Origin of the sequence: Shewanella sp. HL-SH4 (assembly GCF_051164845.1) — a bacterium.
GTDB lineage: Bacteria > Pseudomonadota > Gammaproteobacteria > Enterobacterales > Shewanellaceae > Shewanella > Shewanella glacialimarina.
Genome location: NZ_CP195037.1, coordinates 1,690,765 through 1,711,722, shown reverse-complemented (window position 1 = coordinate 1,711,722; position 20,958 = coordinate 1,690,765). Strand labels below are relative to the sequence as shown.

General features: G+C 42.2%; 17 protein-coding genes. 14 read left to right on the top strand and 3 right to left on the bottom strand.

What is annotated here, in order from left to right; all coding sequences use genetic code 11:
* Positions 1-3 precede the first annotated feature (3 nt).
* On the bottom strand, positions 4-939 hold the full coding sequence (locus tag ACRWQL_RS08455; RefSeq protein WP_434953087.1) for an acyltransferase: 936 nt from the start codon (positions 937-939) through the stop codon (positions 4-6).
* A gap of 71 nt (positions 940-1,010) precedes the next feature.
* On the bottom strand, positions 1,011-2,537 hold the full coding sequence (locus ACRWQL_RS08450) for a YifB family Mg chelatase-like AAA ATPase (RefSeq protein WP_434953086.1): 1,527 nt from the start codon (positions 2,535-2,537) through the stop codon (positions 1,011-1,013).
* 295 nt (positions 2,538-2,832) lie between these two features.
* Here ACRWQL_RS08450 and ACRWQL_RS08445 point away from each other — a divergent pair, with 295 nt between their 5' ends.
* Positions 2,833-4,125, top strand: a complete 1,293-nt coding sequence (locus tag ACRWQL_RS08445; RefSeq protein ID WP_434930635.1) for a hemolysin family protein — start codon at positions 2,833-2,835, stop codon at positions 4,123-4,125.
* Here ACRWQL_RS08445 and ilvY read toward each other — a convergent pair.
* On the bottom strand, positions 4,122-4,994 hold the full coding sequence (gene ilvY, locus ACRWQL_RS08440; protein WP_434953085.1) for an HTH-type transcriptional activator IlvY: 873 nt from the start codon (positions 4,992-4,994) through the stop codon (positions 4,122-4,124). The genes ACRWQL_RS08445 and ilvY overlap by 4 nt on opposite strands.
* Positions 4,995-5,193: 199 nt before the next feature.
* Between ilvY and ilvC the strand changes: the two genes are divergently transcribed.
* From ilvC to ACRWQL_RS08375, 13 genes are all read left to right on the top strand, one after another.
* Positions 5,194-6,675, top strand: a complete 1,482-nt coding sequence (gene ilvC / locus ACRWQL_RS08435; protein ID WP_434953084.1) for a ketol-acid reductoisomerase — start codon at positions 5,194-5,196, stop codon at positions 6,673-6,675.
* 580 nt (positions 6,676-7,255) lie between these two features.
* Positions 7,256-8,941, top strand: coding sequence for an acetolactate synthase 2 catalytic subunit (gene ilvG / locus ACRWQL_RS08430; protein WP_434953083.1), 1,686 nt, complete (start codon positions 7,256-7,258; stop codon positions 8,939-8,941).
* Positions 8,941-9,201: an acetolactate synthase 2 small subunit gene (gene ilvM, locus ACRWQL_RS08425; protein WP_434928924.1), complete on the top strand. Its 261-nt coding sequence runs from the start codon at positions 8,941-8,943 to the stop codon at positions 9,199-9,201. The genes ilvG and ilvM overlap by 1 nt, the downstream gene beginning before the upstream one ends.
* 69 nt (positions 9,202-9,270) lie before the next feature.
* Complete coding sequence (gene ilvD / locus ACRWQL_RS08420; protein ID WP_434930631.1) at positions 9,271-11,130, top strand: dihydroxy-acid dehydratase; 1,860 nt, start codon at positions 9,271-9,273, stop codon at positions 11,128-11,130.
* Between the two features lie 3 nt (positions 11,131-11,133).
* Positions 11,134-12,711: a threonine ammonia-lyase, biosynthetic gene (gene ilvA / locus ACRWQL_RS08415; protein WP_434953082.1), complete on the top strand. Its 1,578-nt coding sequence runs from the start codon at positions 11,134-11,136 to the stop codon at positions 12,709-12,711.
* Positions 12,712-12,872: 161 nt separating this feature from the next.
* A complete protein-coding gene (locus tag ACRWQL_RS08410) occupies positions 12,873-14,009 on the top strand; it encodes a pyridoxal-phosphate-dependent aminotransferase family protein (RefSeq protein ID WP_434953081.1) in 1,137 nt (378 codons plus the stop codon).
* A 182-nt stretch (positions 14,010-14,191) separates the two neighbouring features.
* Positions 14,192-14,998 (top strand): substrate-binding periplasmic protein, encoded by an 807-nt coding sequence (locus ACRWQL_RS08405; protein ID WP_434953080.1) that lies wholly within the window; start codon positions 14,192-14,194, stop codon positions 14,996-14,998.
* 313 nt (positions 14,999-15,311) lie between these two features.
* On the top strand, positions 15,312-16,064 hold the full coding sequence (locus ACRWQL_RS08400) for a hypothetical protein (protein ID WP_434953079.1): 753 nt from the start codon (positions 15,312-15,314) through the stop codon (positions 16,062-16,064).
* 30 nt (positions 16,065-16,094) lie between these two features.
* The gene (locus ACRWQL_RS08395) at positions 16,095-17,117 is read left to right on the top strand and encodes a sensor histidine kinase (protein WP_434953078.1); all 1,023 of its coding nucleotides are present in this window, start codon (positions 16,095-16,097) and stop codon (positions 17,115-17,117) included.
* Positions 17,114-17,857 carry a LytR/AlgR family response regulator transcription factor gene (locus ACRWQL_RS08390; RefSeq protein WP_434953077.1) on the top strand — a complete coding sequence of 248 codons (744 nt, stop codon included), beginning with the start codon at positions 17,114-17,116 and terminating at the stop codon, positions 17,855-17,857. The genes ACRWQL_RS08395 and ACRWQL_RS08390 overlap by 4 nt, the downstream gene beginning before the upstream one ends.
* A gap of 266 nt (positions 17,858-18,123) precedes the next feature.
* A complete protein-coding gene (locus tag ACRWQL_RS08385; RefSeq protein WP_434953076.1) occupies positions 18,124-18,399 on the top strand; it encodes a transcriptional regulator in 276 nt (91 codons plus the stop codon).
* Entirely contained in the window at positions 18,392-19,627 is a 1,236-nt protein-coding gene (locus tag ACRWQL_RS08380) for a type II toxin-antitoxin system HipA family toxin (RefSeq protein WP_434953075.1), read from the top strand. Before ACRWQL_RS08385 ends, ACRWQL_RS08380 begins: the two co-directional genes overlap by 8 nt.
* A gap of 509 nt (positions 19,628-20,136) precedes the next feature.
* On the top strand, positions 20,137-20,685 hold the full coding sequence (locus ACRWQL_RS08375; protein ID WP_434953074.1) for a YagK/YfjJ domain-containing protein: 549 nt from the start codon (positions 20,137-20,139) through the stop codon (positions 20,683-20,685).
* Positions 20,686-20,958: the final 273 nt, after the last annotated feature.

Here is a 20,958-nt window from a genome sequence, read left to right as displayed (position 1 = left end):
TATTTATGCCTTTTTAGTGCACTTACTGCTAATTGTCGCGCTATGACTTGGGGCTGTGCAGTGCTGATGATACTGTTGTAATTTTTGATCTTTCTCAGACCAAAATTGGTTTAGCTGCTCTTGAAAATCAATTTTAAATTGGCGGTCGTTAATATAATCACCGCGCATATTCTGTGGAATATCGCTAATTTCAATATTGACTTTAATGTGCTTGGTTTGCCCACAGATATACCCCCAAAATGAAGGCACCTGTTCAGGATAATAAATAGTTACATTGACTAACTTATTAATGTGCTGACCCATAGCTGAAAGTGCAAAGGCCATTCCACCTGCTTTAGGTTTTAATAGGTGTTGAAAAGACGATGCCTGTAGTTGATGTTTTACGTTATTAAAGCGAGTACCTTCTACAAAATTCATTACACTGACAGGCTTAGTTTTAAATTTTTCGCAGGCTTTGCGGGTAATTTCGATGTCTTTACCTTTAAGCTTAGGGTTTTTCTTGAGTTGTGCATGACTAAAACGGCGCATAAAAGGAAAGTCTAATGCCCACCAAACAAGACCTAACACAGGCACATAAAGTAGCTCTTGTTTGAGAAAAAATTTAAGAAAAGGAATTTTGCCATTTAATATACGTTGCAGTACTAAGATATCGACCCAAGACTGATGGTTTGCAATTACCATATACCATTGTTTTTGATCAAAATCAGTATCACCAGTGACTTCAAAAGTGACCGGGTGAAGGATTCTTTCAGTGAGAGTATTGCAGTAAATCCATGCAGAAGCACAATGATCGGCGATATAACTGCAAATCTTGTCGATTATTTTTAAAGGGATTAGTTTGATTAAGCCAAAAACCAAAATGGGGATAGCCCAAAATAGTGTATTTATGCAGTAGCATACAAATGCTAATGATCCTTTAATTTTTGAAAACAACGACATCTAACTCTCCTGTAAATGGAGGTCTATATTACTCGTTGTATAGGTTTAGCTCAATCAGTAGCGATTTTATTTTAATATTGTCTACTTAAACTGGCCAGTAGGCGGTCCATTGCGCGGTACCCCAAGGCCTGAGCTATGTGACTTCGCTCTGTCTTTTGACTATTTTGTAGATCAGCAATGGTACGAGCTACGCGCTGAATTCGGTGAAAGCTACGCACCGATAACCCGAGTTTAACGACACTTTGTTCTAAAAAAACCAGATCTTGATGGCAAATGCCGCTGTGCTGGTTAAGCAGTTTAGGGCTCAATTCGCTATTTAACACCCCGTTGCGACTCAGTTGTAAATCTCGAGCATGTTTGACTCGCAGTGCAATGCTAGCGCTGGTTTCTGATGCGGTATTGGTTTGGGTTAACGTACCAGAGGGTAATTTAGGCACATCAATAGTTAAATCAAATCGGTCTAAAAAAGGCCCTGATAAACGTGATAAATAACGCTGAATTTGATCTGGTGTCGCACGGGCGTGTTCGGTATCACCGCATGGACTAGGATTCATTGCAGCAATTAGCTGAAATCGGCTTGAAAAAGTCAGCTTGGCTGCGGCGCGTGAGATCACCACCTCACCACTTTCCATCGGCTCCCTTAGGCAATCTAATACTTTACGGGGAAACTCGGCTATTTCATCTAAAAAGAGAATGCCGCGATGAGCTAATGAAATCTCCCCAGGTTTTGGGTGGCTACCGCCGCCGACTAATGAAATCGAGGAGCAAGTATGATGTGGCGCGCGAAAGGGGCGGTTCAAGAAGTTAGCAGGTTTAATACTGAGCGCCGCCACTGAATGAATCGCCGCGACTTCTATTGCTTCTTCATAAGTCAGTTTAGGCATCAACGGAATAATTCGATTGGCCAACATCGACTTGCCAGTACCTGGTGGCCCGAGCATTAGCATGTTATGCCCGCCAGCAGCGGCAATTTCTAATGCTTGTTTTGCTTGGTGCTGGCCAATCACTTCGCTCATACATAAATGGCTTTCATCAGTGGGGGCGTCATCTATCCATTGGGGTAAGTTATCTAACTTAGGCAATTGTGATTGCCCGTGAAGAAAAGCCGCTAAGTGCTGTAAATGGGCAACAAAAAAGCAGTGTTCATAGCCTACAAGTTCTGCTTCATAACGATTTTCTAGTGGCATAAATAAATGATGATATTGATTTTTTGCAGCGATAATGGCGGGCAAAATACCACTACAGGATCTAACATGCCCCGATAGTGCAAGCTCACCAATAAATTCATATTGGGCGATATTCTTAATTGGGATTTGCCCTGATGCAGCTAAAATGCCAATTGCGATAGGTAAATCGTAGCGACCACCCTGTTTAGGTAGGTCAGCCGGGGCAAGATTGACGGTAATTCGGCGTTGTGGCACTTCAAAGCCTGCATTTATCAAGGCGCTGCGGACTCGCTCTTTTGCTTCTTTTACTGAGGTTTCTGGCAAGCCGACTAAATTAAAGGCCGGCAGGCCATTACTTAAATGGACTTCAACGGTCACTATTGGGGCATCAACGCCACAACTGGCGCGAGTGTTAATACAGGCAATTGCCATAAACAGATCCTTTGCTGTGGATAATCCTGATTCCATGGATTAATCAATAAAAATATAGGCAGTTCGATCAATATTCAGTAAGTGTAGACTATTTTATAAATAATACTTCGAGTACCATACGGCGATTTTTAACAGCACAAAGATGCTCAATTCAACTAAAGTAGATTAATGCCGTTTTCAAGTTAGCTGTAACTACCAAAGTTGTTGCTATTTGATCCCCTTATAATGGTCATGATGTTTATCGTGCTCCTAGCGATTTAACCAGCCTATAAACAAAAATTAGGCAGAGGTAGTAATGAGTTTTGTTGACAACTTTTTAATTATGATGGGCTTAATTGCGATTAGCTGTTTCTTTTCAATGTCAGAAATAGCCCTAGCTGCCGGACGTAAAATCCGCTTGCAAGCCCTTGCTGAAGAAGGGGATGTTCGTGCAGTTAAAGTGCTGAATTTACAAGCTCATCCGGGCAGTTTTTTTACGGTTGTGCAAATAGGGCTTAATGCCGTCGCCATTATGGGTGGTATTGTGGGTGAAGGTGCATTTAGGCCATATTTTGAAGGTCTATTATCGTCATGGGTTGACCCTGCTTGGGTCAGTCAAAGCAGTTTTGTATTATCATTTATTTGTGTGACTTCACTGTTTATCTTATTTGCTGATTTAATGCCAAAACGTATTGCCATGGTGATGCCAGAAAAAGTGGCGGTGACCCTAGTCGCGCCTATGATAGTGTGTATTACGCTGCTAAAACCCTTTGTTTGGCTTTTTAATGGTTTGGCGAATGGCTTATTTAAGTTATTACAAATTCCTATGATACGGAATGACCAAATTACCCATGATGATATTTACGCGATCATGAGTGCTGGCACTGAAGCGGGTGTTCTGGACAAAGGCGAGCAGCAAATGATGGAGAATGTATTTGAAATGCAGTCCGTCCCTGTTACCTCAGCAATGACAGCACGTGAAAGTTTAGTGTTTTTTTTACAGCAAGATTCTGAAGACACTATAAAGCGTAAAATTGCAGATCAACCCCACAGCAAGTTTTTGGTGTGTAATGGCCAACTAGATACTATTTTGGGTTATGTCGATGCTAAAGAGATTTTGCTTAGGGTAATTAACGGCCAAAGTATTAACTTAAAAGACAGCTCCTTGGTGCATAGCTGTCTGATTATTCCCGATACACTGACCTTGTCAGAGTCGATGGAGTACTTTAAAAATAATCGCACCGGATTTGCGGTAGTGATGAATGAATACGCTTTAGTTGTCGGTATCGTGACCACCAATGATTTACAAAGTGCAGTGATGGGTGCTTGGTCGTTACACGAAAGTGAAGAGCAAATTGTCAGTCGTGATGACAGCTCATGGTTAGTGGATGGCGTGACACCGATAACCGATGTGATGCGAGCATTTAATATCGAGTCATTTCCCCACAGTCAGAACTATGAAACCATCGCGGGTTTTATTATGTATATGCTACGTAAAATCCCCAAACGAACCGACTTCGTTAATTATGGCGGCTATAAATTTGAAGTGGTCGACATTGATTCATACAAAGTCGACCAGTTATTAGTGACGAAAATAGACTTACTTTAAATGACCTGTAAAAACGCATTGATGATTGGATCGTCAGTGCGTTTGTCTTTGCAACAACAGCCTAGCTCAAACCCTGGAATTTCAACCGGTGAAGCCACCATTTGAATCCGTCCTCGCACTGGGCTATTTTGAATCACTACATCAGGGCTAATGCCAACCCCGCATCCTAGCGCCACCATTGAAGCAATAGCCTCTTGTCCAGCAACTTGAGCGTATATATTCGGCTTGAAACCCATTTGCTTAAACCAATTATCAACACGACGACGTCCAGGGCCATGATCAGGCACAATAAACGGCAACTTGTCCCATTCAATATTAGCTTGCGACACCATTTGTTGAACCTGGCAGGGCATAGTGGGCGCGATAATAGATAAAGGTACATAATCAATTTTACTGAAATGAATACTGGGTGCAAGGACATCTGGCAGCGCAAGTATGGCAATGTCAGCCCTATTTTGTTGCACTTCGTTTATGGCATTAGCAGGGTCGCCAGTGGTTAAGTTGATTTCTACATGGGGATGTTCACGCCTAAATCGGTCTAATAGTGACGGTAAGTGACTGTAAGCTGCGGTAACCGAGCAGAAAATATTTAACCGGCCACGTAACACATTTTGTTGTGGATCAATGCGCTGTTTCAACTGTGTCCATTCAGATAACGTTTGTTCAGCAAAATGCTTAAACTCAACTCCGGCATGGGTTAGGCTGACACTGCGATTATCTCGCTCAAGCAATTTACAACCGACTTCCTCTTCTAATCTTTGCATGGCTCGGCTGAGTGTTGATGGGCTGACGTGGGTTTGCTCGGCCGTTTTGGCAAAGTGCAAACTATCGCATAAATGTAGGTAAAGCTTGAGTGAACGAATATCCATAACACCCCAGATATTAGGTTAAGTGTGCGCTGTTTGATATAGCAAACTATATCATTTCATTAAATGCAATTACAAATGCCAAATATATCATTTTAAGCAATAACATGCTTGCGCTATAGTGAGCTTAATCACAACTTCCGATGATGTAAATTATCTGAATGTTGCGTCTCAAATTTCTGAATTTTATAGGTGGTATCAGATGGCTAACTATTTTAACTCTCTGAATTTACGTCAACAATTATCTCAATTAGCACAATGTCGTTTTATGGACCGCAGCGAATTCTTAGACGGCTGCAATTATATTAAAGATTGGAACATTGTTATTTTAGGTTGTGGTGCTCAGGGGCTTAACCAGGGCTTAAACATGCGTGACTCTGGCTTGAATATTTCATTTGCCTTGCGTCCTCAAGCCATTGCTGAAAAGCGTGCCTCTTGGAAAAAAGCTACCGACAACGGTTTTACCGTTGGTACCTTTGAAGAGCTTATTCCAGCTGCAGATTTAGTATTAAACCTGACACCTGACAAACAGCACACTGATGTTGTTAATGCGGTTATGCCATTAATGAAGCAAGGAGCAACATTATCTTATTCTCACGGTTTTAATATCGTTGAAGAAGGCATGCAAGTGCGGTCAGACATCACTGTTGTCATGGTTGCACCTAAATGTCCAGGTACTGAAGTGCGTGAAGAATATAAGCGCGGCTTTGGTGTACCAACATTGATTGCGGTTCACCCTGAAAACGATCCTAATGGTGATGGCTTAGACATTGCTAAAGCCTATGCAAGTGCTACAGGTGGCGATCGTGCCGGTGTACTACTGTCATCGTTTATTGCCGAAGTTAAGTCAGATTTAATGGGTGAGCAAACGATTTTATGTGGCATGTTACAAACCGGTGCCATTTTAGGTTACGAGAAAATGGTTGCCGACGGTGTTGAGCCAGGTTATGCCAGTAAACTTATCCAGCAAGGTTGGGAAACCGTTACCGAAGCGCTTAAGCACGGCGGCATCACTAACATGATGGATCGTTTATCCAACCCAGCTAAAATTAAAGCCTTTGATATGGCAGAAGAATTAAAAGAAATTCTTGCGCCATTATTTGCTAAGCATATGGACGATATTATTAGTGGTGAATTTTCTCGCACCATGATGGCTGACTGGGCTAATGATGATGCCAACTTGCTTAAGTGGCGTGCAGAAACGAACGAAACCGCCTTTGAAAACTCACCGGTTTCAAGTGAGCACATCGACGAGCAAACGTACTTTGATAAGGGCATCTTTTTAGTTGCCATGATCAAAGCTGGTGTTGAGTTAGCATTCGATACTATGGTTGCATCAGGTATTGTCGAAGAGTCAGCTTATTATGAGTCGCTACATGAAACGCCGTTAATTGCTAACACTATTGCACGTAAGCGCTTGTATGAAATGAACGTTGTGATTTCAGATACCGCTGAATATGGCTGTTACTTATTTAACCATGCTGCAGTGCCGTTATTACGTGATTACGTTAATGCCATGTCACCAGAGTTTTTAGGTAGTGGTTTAAAATCAACCGCTACAGGTGTAGATAACCTTCGTTTAATTGAAGTCAATGAAGCCATTCGCAATACCGACGTTGAGTTTGTAGGTGCAGAGCTTCGCGGCTATATGACTGATATGAAGAGTATTGTCGAAGCCAGCTAATTATATCGCGGCTTGATAACTAAGTCGCTCATTGGTTAGGTTTATGGGTTGGTTGTATAGATTTAGGTTTGTAAAAAAGTACTGATGAAGTACCTGTTCAGTTTAGATTATTTAATTAATCATAAGTTGTCGGACAGGCATCATTAGGGTGAGTAACCTAGGTTATCACTCTAGCAAATTTTTATTTGAGTAATTTAAATTAGGTTACTAGCAAATTTTTAGTTTGTTGTTTGCATTGTCTCGGCAGGGAAGCTGAATTTTTTTTACAAAGTCGATTTTTACTTGTGTTGGACGAAGTTTGTATGGTATCACTTATCACACAGTTGATATCCAACACCCAAATTAGGAATTCAGTCTTTATATGTTTAACCAAGTAGCCCTACTCATTATTTCGATTATTACCGTAGTGATTATTAAATCACAGCGGGGGCTGCATTTGGCAAAAAGACTGACCTAAAGGTCACAAAATTCCAAAAACCCCCGCTCCGAAAGGACCGGGGGTTTTTTGTTTTAAGGCGTTTGAACATTCACTGAACATACACATTGTCATCAAGTAGCGTTAATAAGTAGAGAGCACATTATGGAAGTAGGGCAAAAAATGAGAGGCGCAGACGCCGTAATCAAAGTACTAGCCGCACATGGTGTAACCACAGTGTTTGGTTACCCAGGTGGGGCTATTATGCCGATTTATGATGCCCTTTATGGTAGCCCTGTTGAGCATCTATTAAGTCGCCATGAACAAGGTGCTGCTTTTGCCGCAGTCGGGTACGCCAGAGCCAGTGGCAAAACCGGTGTATGCTTTGCAACATCAGGACCGGGAGCGACAAATTTAATCACCTCACTGGCTGATGCATTACTTGATTCCGTGCCGTTAGTTGCCATTACTGGCCAGGTGTCAACCAGCGTGATTGGTACTGACGCCTTTCAAGAAATTGATGTGCTGGGTATGTCACTGTCTTGTACCAAGCACAGTTTTATGGTGACAGACATCAATGAACTCATTCCTACTTTATATCGCGCCTTTGAAATTGCCGCCTCTGGAAGACCTGGACCTGTGTTGGTCGATATCCCTAAAGACATTCAAATAGCCGAACTTGAATACAAAACACCACTGCAAACGGTGGAAGTTGAATTGCAAGCCGAACAGGCTGATTTGGACGCCGCAGCTGAATTAATCAAAGCCGCCAAAAAACCCATGTTATACGTCGGTGGTGGTGTGGGTATGGCTGGTGCTGTTGGGCACTTACGTCAGTTTATTACTCAAACAAAAATACCGTCTGTAGCCACGTTAAAGGGGCTTGGCAGTATTGCCCATGATGCACCGGGTTATCTTGGTATGTTAGGGATGCACGGCGGCAAAGCGGCTAATTTAGCGGTACAAGAATGTGATTTATTAATCGTAGTAGGGGCACGCTTTGATGATCGTGTAACCGGCCGTTTGGCCAGTTTTGCCAGTAATGCCAAAGTGCTTCATTTAGATATCGATGCCGCCGAACTGGGTAAACTACGTCAAGCAGATGTGGCTATCGCAGCTGAGCTTAGAGTGGTATTGCCAGCCTTAGCAGAAGCAGTCGTTGATGCGGTGCATATTCAGCCGTGGTTAGAAGATATTGCCGACATGTCACGTCAATATAAATGGGATTATAACCACCCAGGTGAACTGATTTTTGCGCCTTCTATGCTACGTCGTTTGGCCAATAAGTTGCCTGAAGATAGCGTAGTCAGTTGTGATGTGGGTCAGCACCAAATGTGGGTGGCTCAACATATGTGGTTTAGACGCCCAGAAGACCACTTGTCTAGCGCAGGCCTTGGCACTATGGGATTTGGATTGCCAGCAGCCATTGGCGCACAAGTAGCCAGACCTAATGCAACTGTGGTCACAGTGTCGGGTGATGGCTCGTTCATGATGAATGTGCAAGAGTTAACCACCATCAAGCGCCGTAAGTTACCGGTTAAAATTTTACTGGTTGATAACCAAAAATTAGGCATGGTGAAGCAATGGCAGCAGCTATTTTTTGAAGAACGCTACAGCGAAACAGATTTATCAGACAACCCTAACTTTGTGTTAATGGCATCGGCATTTGATATCCCAGGGCGTACCATTACCCGCGCAGATCAGGTCGAAGAAGCCCTAGATGAAATGATTAATACCCCAGGTCCATTTATGTTGCATGTGTCGATTGATGACGCTTTCAACGTTTGGCCATTAGTGCCTCCAGGGGCCAGTAACAGTGAAATGATGGATCAAATGGAGAAGCAAACATGATGCTACATAATCTAGAGATAACCGTAAAACAATGTCCTGAAGTACTAGAGCGTGTTCTGCGTGTTACACGTCACCGTGGCTTCAAAGTGACTGAAATGAAAATGCACACTAAGGATGATAGCAACCTAGCGATTAATTTATGGGTTGAAGCCGAGCGTGCAATTGAATTATTAAGCAACCAATTAGACAAGCTGATTGATGTGACACAGTGTAAAGTGTTGCCGGTTGCCGCCCAATTAGATAAAACAGTAAACGCTTAATATTTTTAGCTTTCACCAGCAAAGATTAATCGATTTTATGCAGTAAAGAATTAAACAAGGAATAAAGCAATGCCAAAACTACGTTCAGCAACCAGTACCGAAGGTCGTAACATGGCTGGAGCTCGCGCACTTTGGCGCGCAACAGGCGTGAAAGAAACGGATTTTGGTAAGCCAATTATTGCCATCTCTAACTCGTTTACCCAATTTGTGCCGGGTCATGTACATTTAAAAGATATGGGCTCGCTTGTAGCTAGCGCTATTGAAGAAGCAGGCGGTATCGCCAAAGAATTTAATACCATCGCAGTAGATGATGGTATCGCTATGGGCCATGGCGGCATGCTCTATAGCTTGCCATCACGTGAGTTAATTGCCGACAGCGTTGAATATATGGTCAATGCCCATTGTGCCGATGCGTTAGTGTGTATTTCAAACTGCGACAAAATCACCCCAGGCATGTTGATGGCTGCACTAAGATTAAATATCCCAGTGGTTTTTGTCTCTGGTGGCCCAATGGAAGCCGGCAAAACTAAGTTATCAGACAGAATCATTAAGCTTGACTTAGTCGATGCCATGGTTGCTGGCGCTGACACCAATGTTAGCGATGAAGACAGCAAACAAATTGAGCGCAGTGCCTGTCCTACTTGTGGCTCGTGTTCGGGTATGTTTACCGCAAACTCAATGAACTGCCTAACTGAAGCGCTAGGGTTATCGTTACCGGGTAATGGCTCAATGTTGGCTACCCATGCGGATCGCCGTGAACTGTTTTTAGAAGCGGGTCGCCGAGTCATGAAGCTCGCCGAGCGTTATTACAAGCATGACGATGAAACTGCTTTACCACGTAATATCGCCTCATTTAAAGCGTTTGAAAACGCGACAACTTTAGATATCGCCATGGGCGGTTCATCTAACACGGTATTGCATTTATTGGCCGCTGCGCATGAAGCGGAAGTTGATTTCACCATGGCCGATATCGACCGTATTTCACGTTTAGTGCCACACCTTTGTAAAGTGGCGCCATCTACCCCTAAATATCATATGGAAGACGTTCACCGTGCGGGTGGCGTCATGGGTATTTTAGGTGAGTTAGACAGAGCAGGCCTATTACATAATGACGTACCACATGTGGCTGCGGATAATGGCGGTGACTTAAAGTCAGTGTTAGCCAAATACGATATTAAACAAACCAATGACCCTGCCGTTATACGCTTCTTCAGTGCAGGACCTGCTGGTATTCCAACCCAAAAGGCCTTTAGCCAAGATTGTCGCTGGGACACTGTTGATGATGACCGTGAAAACGGCTGTATCCGTACGCGTGAATTCGCTTTCAGCCAAGAAGGCGGCTTAGCGGTATTGTCGGGTAATATCGCTGAAAAAGGCTGTATTGTGAAAACCGCAGGGGTTGATGATTCTAATTTAACCTTTGTGGGCAGCGCCCGTATTTATGAAAGCCAAGATGATGCCGTCGCCGGTATTTTAGGTGGCGAAGTGGTTGCCGGTGATGTGGTGGTTATTCGCTATGAAGGCCCTAAAGGTGGCCCAGGTATGCAGGAAATGCTGTACCCAACTACCTACCTTAAGTCTCGTGGGTTAGGGACCAAGTGTGCGTTAATTACCGATGGACGTTTCTCTGGCGGCACTTCAGGTTTATCGATTGGCCATATATCACCAGAAGCGGCTTCAGGTGGCACCATTGCTTTAATTGAAAATGGCGATCAAATTGCCATTGATATCCCTAATCGTAGTATCAAACTGAATGTCAGTGACCAAGCTTTAGCCGCGCGTCGCCAAGCAATGGACGCTAAAGGTGTATTAGGCTGGAAACCCATTGGCCGTGAACGTTACGTGTCATTGGCGCTGAAAGCATACGCGCTATTGGCGACCAGTGCCGATCAAGGTGCTGTGCGCGATCGCAGTAAGTTAGAGGGATAGATTATGCAGCCCTTGGCATCATCAACTCAATTGGAACTAGCGCCCATGCCCTTAGCTCAGCAGTATTTGCAAAAGATTTTGCTGTCATCCGTTTATGATATTGCCGAGGTGACACCATTATCTGCGATGAAAAAATTGTCAGCCCGCTTAGGTTGCGATGTATTTCTAAAGCGTGAAGACATGCAGCCTGTGCACTCGTTTAAATTGCGTGGTGCTTATAACCGCATTGCGCAGTTAACCTCCGAGCAATGCGCTTGTGGGGTCGTGTGTGCATCAGCCGGTAATCATGCCCAAGGTGTGGCTATGTCGGCCGCAAGTCGCGGCATTAATGCTGTTATCGTCATGCCAAACACCACGCCAGACATTAAAATCGATGCGGTAAAGCGTTTGGGCGGCACAGTCGTATTACACGGGCAAGCATTTGACCAAGCTAATGAATATGCTAAAGCGCTGTCAGAATCTGAAGGTCGGGTGTACATTGCCCCATTTGATGATGAAGCCGTCATCGCTGGTCAGGGCACAATTGCCCAAGAAATGGTGCAACAACACCGCGGGCTTGATGTGGTGTTTGTACCTGTTGGCGGTGGTGGCTTAATCGCAGGTATTGCGGCGTATTACAAAGCAGTAATGCCACATGTAAAAATTATAGGTGTTGAGCCGGAGGATGCCGCGTGCTTAAAAGCGGCATTAGAAGCCGGTGAACCAGTCACGTTGAGCCAAGTGGGTTTATTTGCCGATGGCGTAGCCGTTAAGCGCATTGGTGATGAGCCTTTTCGGGTTGCTCGAGAATATGTTGATCATGTGATTACAGTCACCTCGGATGAAATTTGCGCTGCAGTAAAAGATATTTTTGAAGACACCCGTGCGATAGCAGAGCCCGCTGGTGCCTTATCCATTGCCGGTTTGAAAAAGTATATGCTTGCGTATCAAAGTGACACGGATAAACCATTAAAAGTGGCGGCTATTTTAAGTGGCGCTAATGTTAATTTTCATAGCCTGCGTTATGTGTCTGAACGTTGTGAGTTAGGCGAGCAAAAAGAAGCGGTTTTAGCGGTAAAAGTGCCTGAACAACCTGGCAGCTTTTTACGCTTTTGTGAGTTACTTGAAAAACGGGTCATGACCGAGTTTAACTATCGTTTTAGCAGCCGAGATATGGCGGTAGTCTTTGCCGGTATTCGCCTAAGTGGCGGTCAAACTGAACTAAAAGGCATTATTGCCAAGCTAGAGTTAGAAGGCTTTGAAGTTCAAGACTTATCTCAAGACGAAACCGCAAAACTGCATGTGCGCTATATGGTTGGTGGTCACCCGTTAGAGCCATTAGAAGAGCGGTTATTCAGTTTTGAGTTCCCTGAGCATCCTGGCGCATTGTTGAAGTTTTTAACCACATTACAAAGTAAGTGGAATATCAGTTTATTTCACTATCGTAACCACGGCGCAGCCTTTGGTCGAGTGTTAGCGGGTTTTGAAGTACCAGCAAAAGATGATGTTGCCTTTGGCCACTTTTTGACCGAGCTTGGCTTTGTTTATCAAGAAGAAACACACAGCCCCGCATATAAGTTATTTTTAAATTCCAGTAAATAATCTTTTAGCATTGGCTTCTTTTGCAAGCCAATGTGATAAGTTTACGTTAATGGCTAAAACGAGAACATACTCGTTGGCTGAGTACTATTTTTCTATGTAGGGTAAATTTTTTCAACTACTGCTATTTAATAAAATAGCTAGACCTAGTTAAGGAGACATTGATGTTGCCCGTACCGCAAATTGCTGCTTTTAACCCTCCACGTCGTATTTTGATGGGCCCAGGGCCGTCCGACGTTTATCCTGAAGTATTGGCTGCACAAGCCAAGCCGACGATTGGTCATCTTGATCCGCTGTTCGTTAATATGATGGATGAGCTAAAACAACTGATCCAGTATGCCTTTCAAACTAAGAATGAAATGACCCTAGCGGTATCTGCACCAGGCAGTGCCGGCATGGAAACCTGTTTTGTCAACTTAGTTGAGCCAGGTGAAAAGGTCATTGTGTGCCGTAATGGGGTGTTTGGCGAACGTATGCGCCAAAACGTTGAACGTGTCGGCGGTGTCGCCGTGGTAGTTGATAATGCTTGGGGAGAACCTGTTTGTCCAGAAGCGGTTGAACAGGCATTAGTGGCTAACCCAGACGCAAAATTTTTAGCCTTTGTACATGCAGAAACATCGACTGGTGCGTTATCTGATGCACAAACCTTATGTACGTTAGCGCAGCTCCATGGCTGTTTAACCATAGTGGATGCGGTGACATCATTAGGGGGTGTTGAGCTACGTGTGGACGAGTGGGGTATTGATGCCATTTATTCGGGTAGCCAAAAGTGTCTATCATGCGTGCCGGGCTTATCGCCGGTATCGTTTTCAGACAAAGCCGTTGAAAAGCTTAAAAATCGTAAAACATTAGTACAAAGTTGGTTTTTAGACCAAACATTAGTCATGGGGTATTGGGGTAATGGCAATGGTGGCAAACGCAGTTATCATCACACCGCCCCCGTTAATGCATTATATGCCTTACATGAGTCATTACGTGTATTAGCAAACGAAGGGCTAGAAAATGCCTGGGCGCGTCACCACAATATGCATGTGATTTTACGCGACGGACTGACTAAGCTAGGGCTTAAGTTTGTTGTTGATGAGGCATATCGATTACCTCAGCTTAATACCGTTTATATTCCTGAAGGTATTGATGATGGCGCGGTGCGCAAACAACTGCTAGAGCAATATAACCTAGAAATTGGCGCAGGATTAGGCGCATTAGCAGGAAAAGCCTGGCGTATCGGTTTGATGGGTTTTGGTGCTAGGGCTGAAAATGTGGCCCTATGCCTTAAAGCATTAGAAGATGTGATGAATTAATTGGTGATGCGGATAAACACAGGTGCCTATTGGTGCCTGTTTTTTTATGGCGACATTATTTATTTCACGTTTATATTTATGGGCTATATTTGTTGAATGGTTGAGCTTGATCGACATTCATTATTCACGCTATGCTTGCACTATAACTGGCACAAAAAATAATAAAAGGTAACCCTTACCCTATGCTAGGTTCTCAAAGGCATTATTTCTCACTCGCTTTGACCTCTAGCGTATTACTGACGTGTCTAGCATCTATGCTTCAACTAGTCGTATCACAACCATTGTCTGCTACAGAGTTGAGGGTAGATAAAAAAATCATTATCGCGTCCCCTACAGCTCGCCCGCCTTATATATTACAAGATGAACAGTCGGGTATTGAACTGGATATCATTCGTCTAGCATTTGCCAGTGAAGGCTTAAAAGTCGAGTTTCAGTTTTCTTCCCGTAATCGCCAATTATTGCATTTTCAACAGAAAAAAGCGGATGCCATTATGACGGTAAATCAGCATACAGGTGTTGAAGGGTTCGCTTCAGATAATTATATTTCATACCACAATGTAGCGATTAGTTTAGCCAAAAATGACTTACGTATTACTAGCATTGATGATTTAAAACATTACAGCGTGGTGGCCTTTTTGAATGCTCAACACGTTATGGGCAACACTTTTAACAAAATGACCCAAAATAATCCCTCCTATTTGGAAGTGTCACCACAAGAAAAACAAAATAAAATGCTTTATAAAGAACGTATTGATATCGTGATAGCCGACCGGTACGTGTTCCAAGATTTAAACCGTATGATAGCCAAAAACATCGATGTAACAGCAAGCTTGCATTATCACATGATATTTTCAGGTCCAGATTATTATATAAGCTTCCATGATGAGGCATTAAAAAATAGCTTTAATCGTGGTTTAAAAACAATTCGAGCCAGTGGTGAGTATAAGCAGCTTGAACAACAATATTTTGTCGATGTAGAAACAAAATAGCATATTACTGATTATCCGCTAGGCAAGCTCACTTCACTTCACTTCACTTTGCTTCAATTTATTCCAATCCAATGCGCTAGTACCTTGATAACGTAATAGCGCCTACCAGTCATTTTTAGCTAATTCCCCTATAGCAAACCTAAACCAGTAGATTAATCATTTGGTGTAATCGTCATTTTCAGCCCTTTAATAAGATTTTCCCCCTGCTTATAGATTATGTATTTTGTCTTAATTGTCAGCGCGCTACTTTAATCACACAGCCAGCGGTTCCTGCCGTTGTAAAAAATAATCAATAGCTTAAAGAGGGCGCACTATGACTACTCATCAACACGTTGCTTTAGTACAACAATTTAAAACTCAAAAATTCATTAACTACATCTTAGGCATTAGTCTCTTATCATTAGGAAGTTATGTTTTTTTAGATAAATTAGATAGCAGCCCTAACAAGATGACGTTTGAAGAGATTTCTGTTGAACGTATTAATATTATCGAGAAAAATGGCTTAAACCGAATGGTACTCTCAAACGCTGATAAAGCGCCTGGGGTTGATAAGTTCGGTAAGGAAGTATTCCGTTCTAATGAGCCGAGACCGGGTATGATTTTTTATAATGATGAGGGCACAGAAAATGGCGGTTTCATTTTCCGTGGTAAAAAAGAAAATGGTGAGGTTAATCATGGCTTACACATGTCTTTTGATCGCTATAACCAAGACCAAACGATGATGATGCAGCATATTGAGCAAAAAGACTTTATGATCACCGGTTTAACTGTTATGGATAGACCTGATACTGATATGGACTTTGAGCTGACTAACGCATTCATTAAGGCGCAGTCAGAAGGGGATGCTGATAAGTTAGCCATTCTCGAGCAACAGTATATGGAAGACAATAAAGGCGCAGTTCGTCGAGCTTTTTACGGTACTTTAAATGGCAGCTCGCAATTACGCTTAAATGATGCACAGGGTAATAAGCGAATTCAACTGGTAGTAACAGAATCGGGTGAAGCAAAACTAGAATTTCTAGACGAAAAAGGTCAAGTGATTATGCGCTTGCCAGAAAATAGCTAAACTCCAGTGAATTTAAATAGAGTCAACATCATGAATAAACTTATTAATATTATTATTATCAGCCTTTTTTCGATATTTATGGTGTTGTACTCTGCACTTTTACAGGCCAAACCTGGTGAGGCAATTCAATGGCATTTTGATGCCCCAGTGTGGATGGCTATTCAATGTTTTATTGCGCAGTGGCTCACTTTACGTTGGTTTCGCTTCTATCAAAACAGCAAACACATACTCAGCAATACACAATGCTATATACGAGTGTTTTTACTCAGTAATGTCAGTTTTACCTTTGCCGTTACAGGGTTAATTGTCGCGCTTGAGTTTGCGATAGGTATTCAAACAATTAATGTGGCTCATATCATATCGCTTTTGAGTATGCAGTTTATTTTGCATACCATAGTAGGTGGTTTTACCTTAGCATTTCACGTGTTTGAAGATATAAAGCAACAACATAGCGCGCTAGAAAAAAGCGAAAAAGCGTTACTGCAAAGCCAGGTGAAAACATTACAGCAGCATATTGACCCACATTTTTTATTCAATAACCTCAATGTGTTGTCGGCATTGATACAACAAGACCCTGATGAAGCGGATGAATACCTTAATACTTTTAGCGATATTTACCGTTATATTTTACAGCATAAAGATCACTCTTTAGTCCCACTTGAACATGAACTGATTTTTGCAAAAAATTACATGTCACTAATATCGACACGGTTTGAAGGGGCTTATGTGCTTGAGATTATTCAAAAGCCTGGGGATAATTTACGCAGTCATATTTTACCCTGTGCTTTGCAACTCGCTATTGAAAATGTGATTAAGCATAATCAAGGCAATAAACTTGCCCCTACCAAGATTGAAATAACGATTGATGCTGATAAAGTCAGTATTGGTAATCAGATTCATCAAAAAAACTTTAAACCGGAGTCTACTCAATTAGGTCTGCAAAACTTGCGTACACGTTGTGTGGCTATTTGTAATCAGCCTTTAGAAGTTGAGCATACTGAACATTATTTCAGGCTCACTTTACCTTTATCTGCTCACAAGGAGTTTGCATGAGAGTGTTAGTGATTGAAGATGAGCCGTTGGCTGCCCAAAAACTGATTGGTTTTATTCATCGTTACTATCCCGAGGCTGAAATTGTTGCACAAATTGATAAAGTAGCCGATGTCATTACATTCTTTGACAATGATACACTGTTAGACCTTATTTTCTCTGACATTGAATTGTTAGATGGCCAGGTCTTTAACGCTCTTAATGCCCTTGATTTACCTTGCCCTGTTATATACACCACATCTTATGATCAACATTGGGGTGATGCTTTTCAAAATCAGGGGATTGAATATCTGCTCAAACCTTTTTCATATAAGCGTTTCTCTGCGGCTATGTTGAGCTATGAACAATTAAAGCATAACTTAACTCAGGTTCAGATAGGTCAGCCCAGTGTTGAACAGCCAATCTATAAAAGCCGCTTTTTATTGCGTAAATCACAAGTGGTCGAAATACTTAAAACCGATGACATAGTGTGTTTGCGCGCAGCGGCAGGGGTTATTTCTGCTTACGATAAACTCGGCCAGCATCATATGCTAACAGGCAACTCGATTACTGAACTTGAACAACAACTCGACCCTAAGCAGTTTTTCAGGCTCAACCGCAGCGATTTAATTAATTTGAATTATATTCAAGCATTCGAGAATTACGGCAAAGATACCGTCGCGGTAACAACGACAATATTAAAAGAGCCACTTATCACCAGCAAAACTCGCACAGCACAATTTAAAAAATGGTTAGATGGTTGAGTAACTAGTGGGTCATTCATTCGGTGGTGCGATGGCAATATATAATCGCAGCCAATACCTACCTGAAAAGCTAGAAACATTGAATATGTGGTGCGCATAGCTTGAGTTGTTAGTTAACCCTGCTGATAACATGGTGCTTACTCATTCAACAAATGTTGATTAAGACTGTGTGGTTAAAGAGTGCAAAACTCAATTTATTTGGTACTATAGTAACAGTTTTTCTGTTTTTTATGGCTTTATTGTCACTATAGTAACAGGTGAGTTGTATGCTTAATCTATATACTGCATTTGATGTTCAAATGGAATTGCAAGAGTTCATCAGTCAATCTCGCAAACGCAAGAAGCTTTCTGTTGAGGAGTTGGCTACGCGTTCTGGTGTGCCTTATGGCACTATAAGAAAATTTGAAAGCACAGGTAATATTTCCCTCAGGCAGTTTCTAATGCTCTATGAAGTCATAGGCAATTTGAACAACATCCGCACTTTGACTAAACCTGATAGTGACCAGCCCACCAGCATTGAGGAGGTTCTAAAAAATGCTTGAGACACCATTAAGCGTAAGCAGAACATTCAGTGATGGTAGTAAACAGCTTGTTGGCACATTGGCGGAAAATAAAACAGGCACCTTTTTTCAATACGATGAAAGCTATTTAGCTCAACATCCTTCCTCAATAGCGCCCTTTAATATTAAAGCTGATCTCACTCTGCAAAAAGCTCCCAGACAGCCACATTATGGTATACATGGGGTGTTCGGTGACAGTCTTCCTGACGGGTGGGGATTGCACCTGATGGATAGGGTGTTTAGGCTAAATGGCTATAACCCACAGCTGATAACCGCTCTAGAACGGCTAGCTTACATTGGTGACCAATGTCTTGGCGCATTATCTTATGAACCAGAAATAAACTTGTTGGGGTCTAATTCAAGAGATGTTGAGCTTATTGCACTTGGCCAAGAAGCGGTTAAAGAATTTGAAGGTGCGGAATCAAGCCTGATTGAGCAGCTTATGAGTGCAGCGGGCTCTGGTGGTGCTCGCCCTAAACTTAATGTCACTAAAACCTGTGATGGCCAATTTTCGACACATGCCAATGCTATTGGTGAAAAGTTGATTGTTAAATTAACTTCAGAAAAATTCGACTTAAAACATTCAGAAAGCTTGATTGAATACACCTACATGCAAATGGCCAGTAAGCTAGGGATTGATACGCCAGAATTTGAATTAATAGAAGCAGGTGCTGGACGAATGTGGTTACAACAAACTCGATTTGATTGTACGCCTCAAGGTAAACGCCACATGGTTTCGGCTTGCGGTTTGCTAGATGCTCCTTTCAGGGAGCCATCATTAGACTACGTTGATTTAGTCAAAGCGACTCGATTGCTCTGTGGTGTAGGAGAAGCAAGAAAGTTAGTTAAACGTGCTTTGTTCAACTTCATAACCGTTAACCAAGATGATCATTCTAAGAACTTTGCCTTTTTAGCTGATGATAACGACAAGTGGCAGTTATCACCATTTTACGACATCGTTTACAGTCCCTCGCCATACAAACAGCATATGACAGCTTTCAATGGTAATGGCAGTTCGCCAAAACAGGCACTCAAAATGTTGGCAGGCCAAGCAGGTTATTCAAGTGATAAGCCGTTACGGGAAATGCTGGAAGATATTTATCAGCAAACCAGAAGCTTTGCACAAGAAGCGAGAAATTTAGGTGTATCTAATCAATTAGTGTCTACCATAGATAAACACATGACAGAGAAATGGAATAGCATTCGATAACACTGTGAAGAAGTGCTTCAAATAGGTGCTGGTGGCCTCTAAATGCTAAGCTGCCTGTGTGGCAGTGAACACCAATTGGCGCTGGTTTCTTATGCCTTTAAAAGAAAACGCCCAAGACAGCTAAGTAAAGGGCATTTCATCAACATGCTGGTGGTGCAGTCGCCAAACTTAACGCCACCAGCTATTAAAGAGTACACCAAGGATGATGAGTTGCACAATTTATTCAGAGCACTTTTTTTCTAATATCAAGTTAGTGATTGCTAGCGCTGAAACCGAAGTATACCAATGGGTTTACAAACTTAAACAATACTCCCGCATTTCCTCCCCCTCAAATGTTAGTTATTACTATCAGACCAAAGCCTTAACCTGTCTGATAACTAAACTCGATCACTCTCTGTTTTTTACTAGGTTACTTAATAATATCTATGGTGTTCGCTTTGTATCTTAGCTATCAAGATTATATTGAGTATGATGGACTAATTTGGCGTGTTAATTCAAAGAAAAGCGGTATGCACACTAAGCCGTTTAAGCGCTGGTTAGATCAGCTTTATGTTATGTTTAATAAACATTCTAAAGTATTCGCTTATCGATTTGTTTTGAGCTTTCCAACTGACAGTTTAAGAAGCATTAATGATCATACTCAATTTGAGAAATTTTTAACTCGACTCAAGAAGCAATTAAAGAACCACTATCCATCAAGCCTGATTGGTTATACGTGGACTGCCGAAGTAGAGACAAGTAAAAACCAGCATTACCATGTTGTATTGATGCTTAACGGTCACGAGGTACAAAGTCCAAAGTGGTTACAGTCACGCATAAGCCGAATATGGGCTGATGTGGGCGGTTCTACACCCTATTGGGGCGGTTATTACAGATTGAACCGCCAGGATTTAACGGTTGGCGCGGAATTATTTTCACGATCCCATTATGAATTAGTTAATGCCCAAGACTTAGTGGGGTTGGTTTATCAAGTTAGCTACTTATTTAAAGGACGTGGGAAAGGCTATTTACAAGATGGGGCGCATAACTATGGTCATAGCCGATTGCGAATAAAGTGATACCAATGCCGACTACTAAGAATACCCTAAGAATGAGTCCACAAAGCCGTGTTGAATAGATGAGCTCAGAGGTTTGTTCGGAGTCCTTAAAGGTTTTCGGGCGTATTAGGACGGGCGAGGTTTTGGGTAGGTTTTCGCACTAGAACCTGACAAAACTAGACTTTTATTATGATAATTTCTAATGAATACGATTGAGTGAAAAACAGGTGCGTGTAACCATGCGTGTAACTACAAAGCAAAAACGGGCTTATCATTGCTGATAAGCCCGTTTTC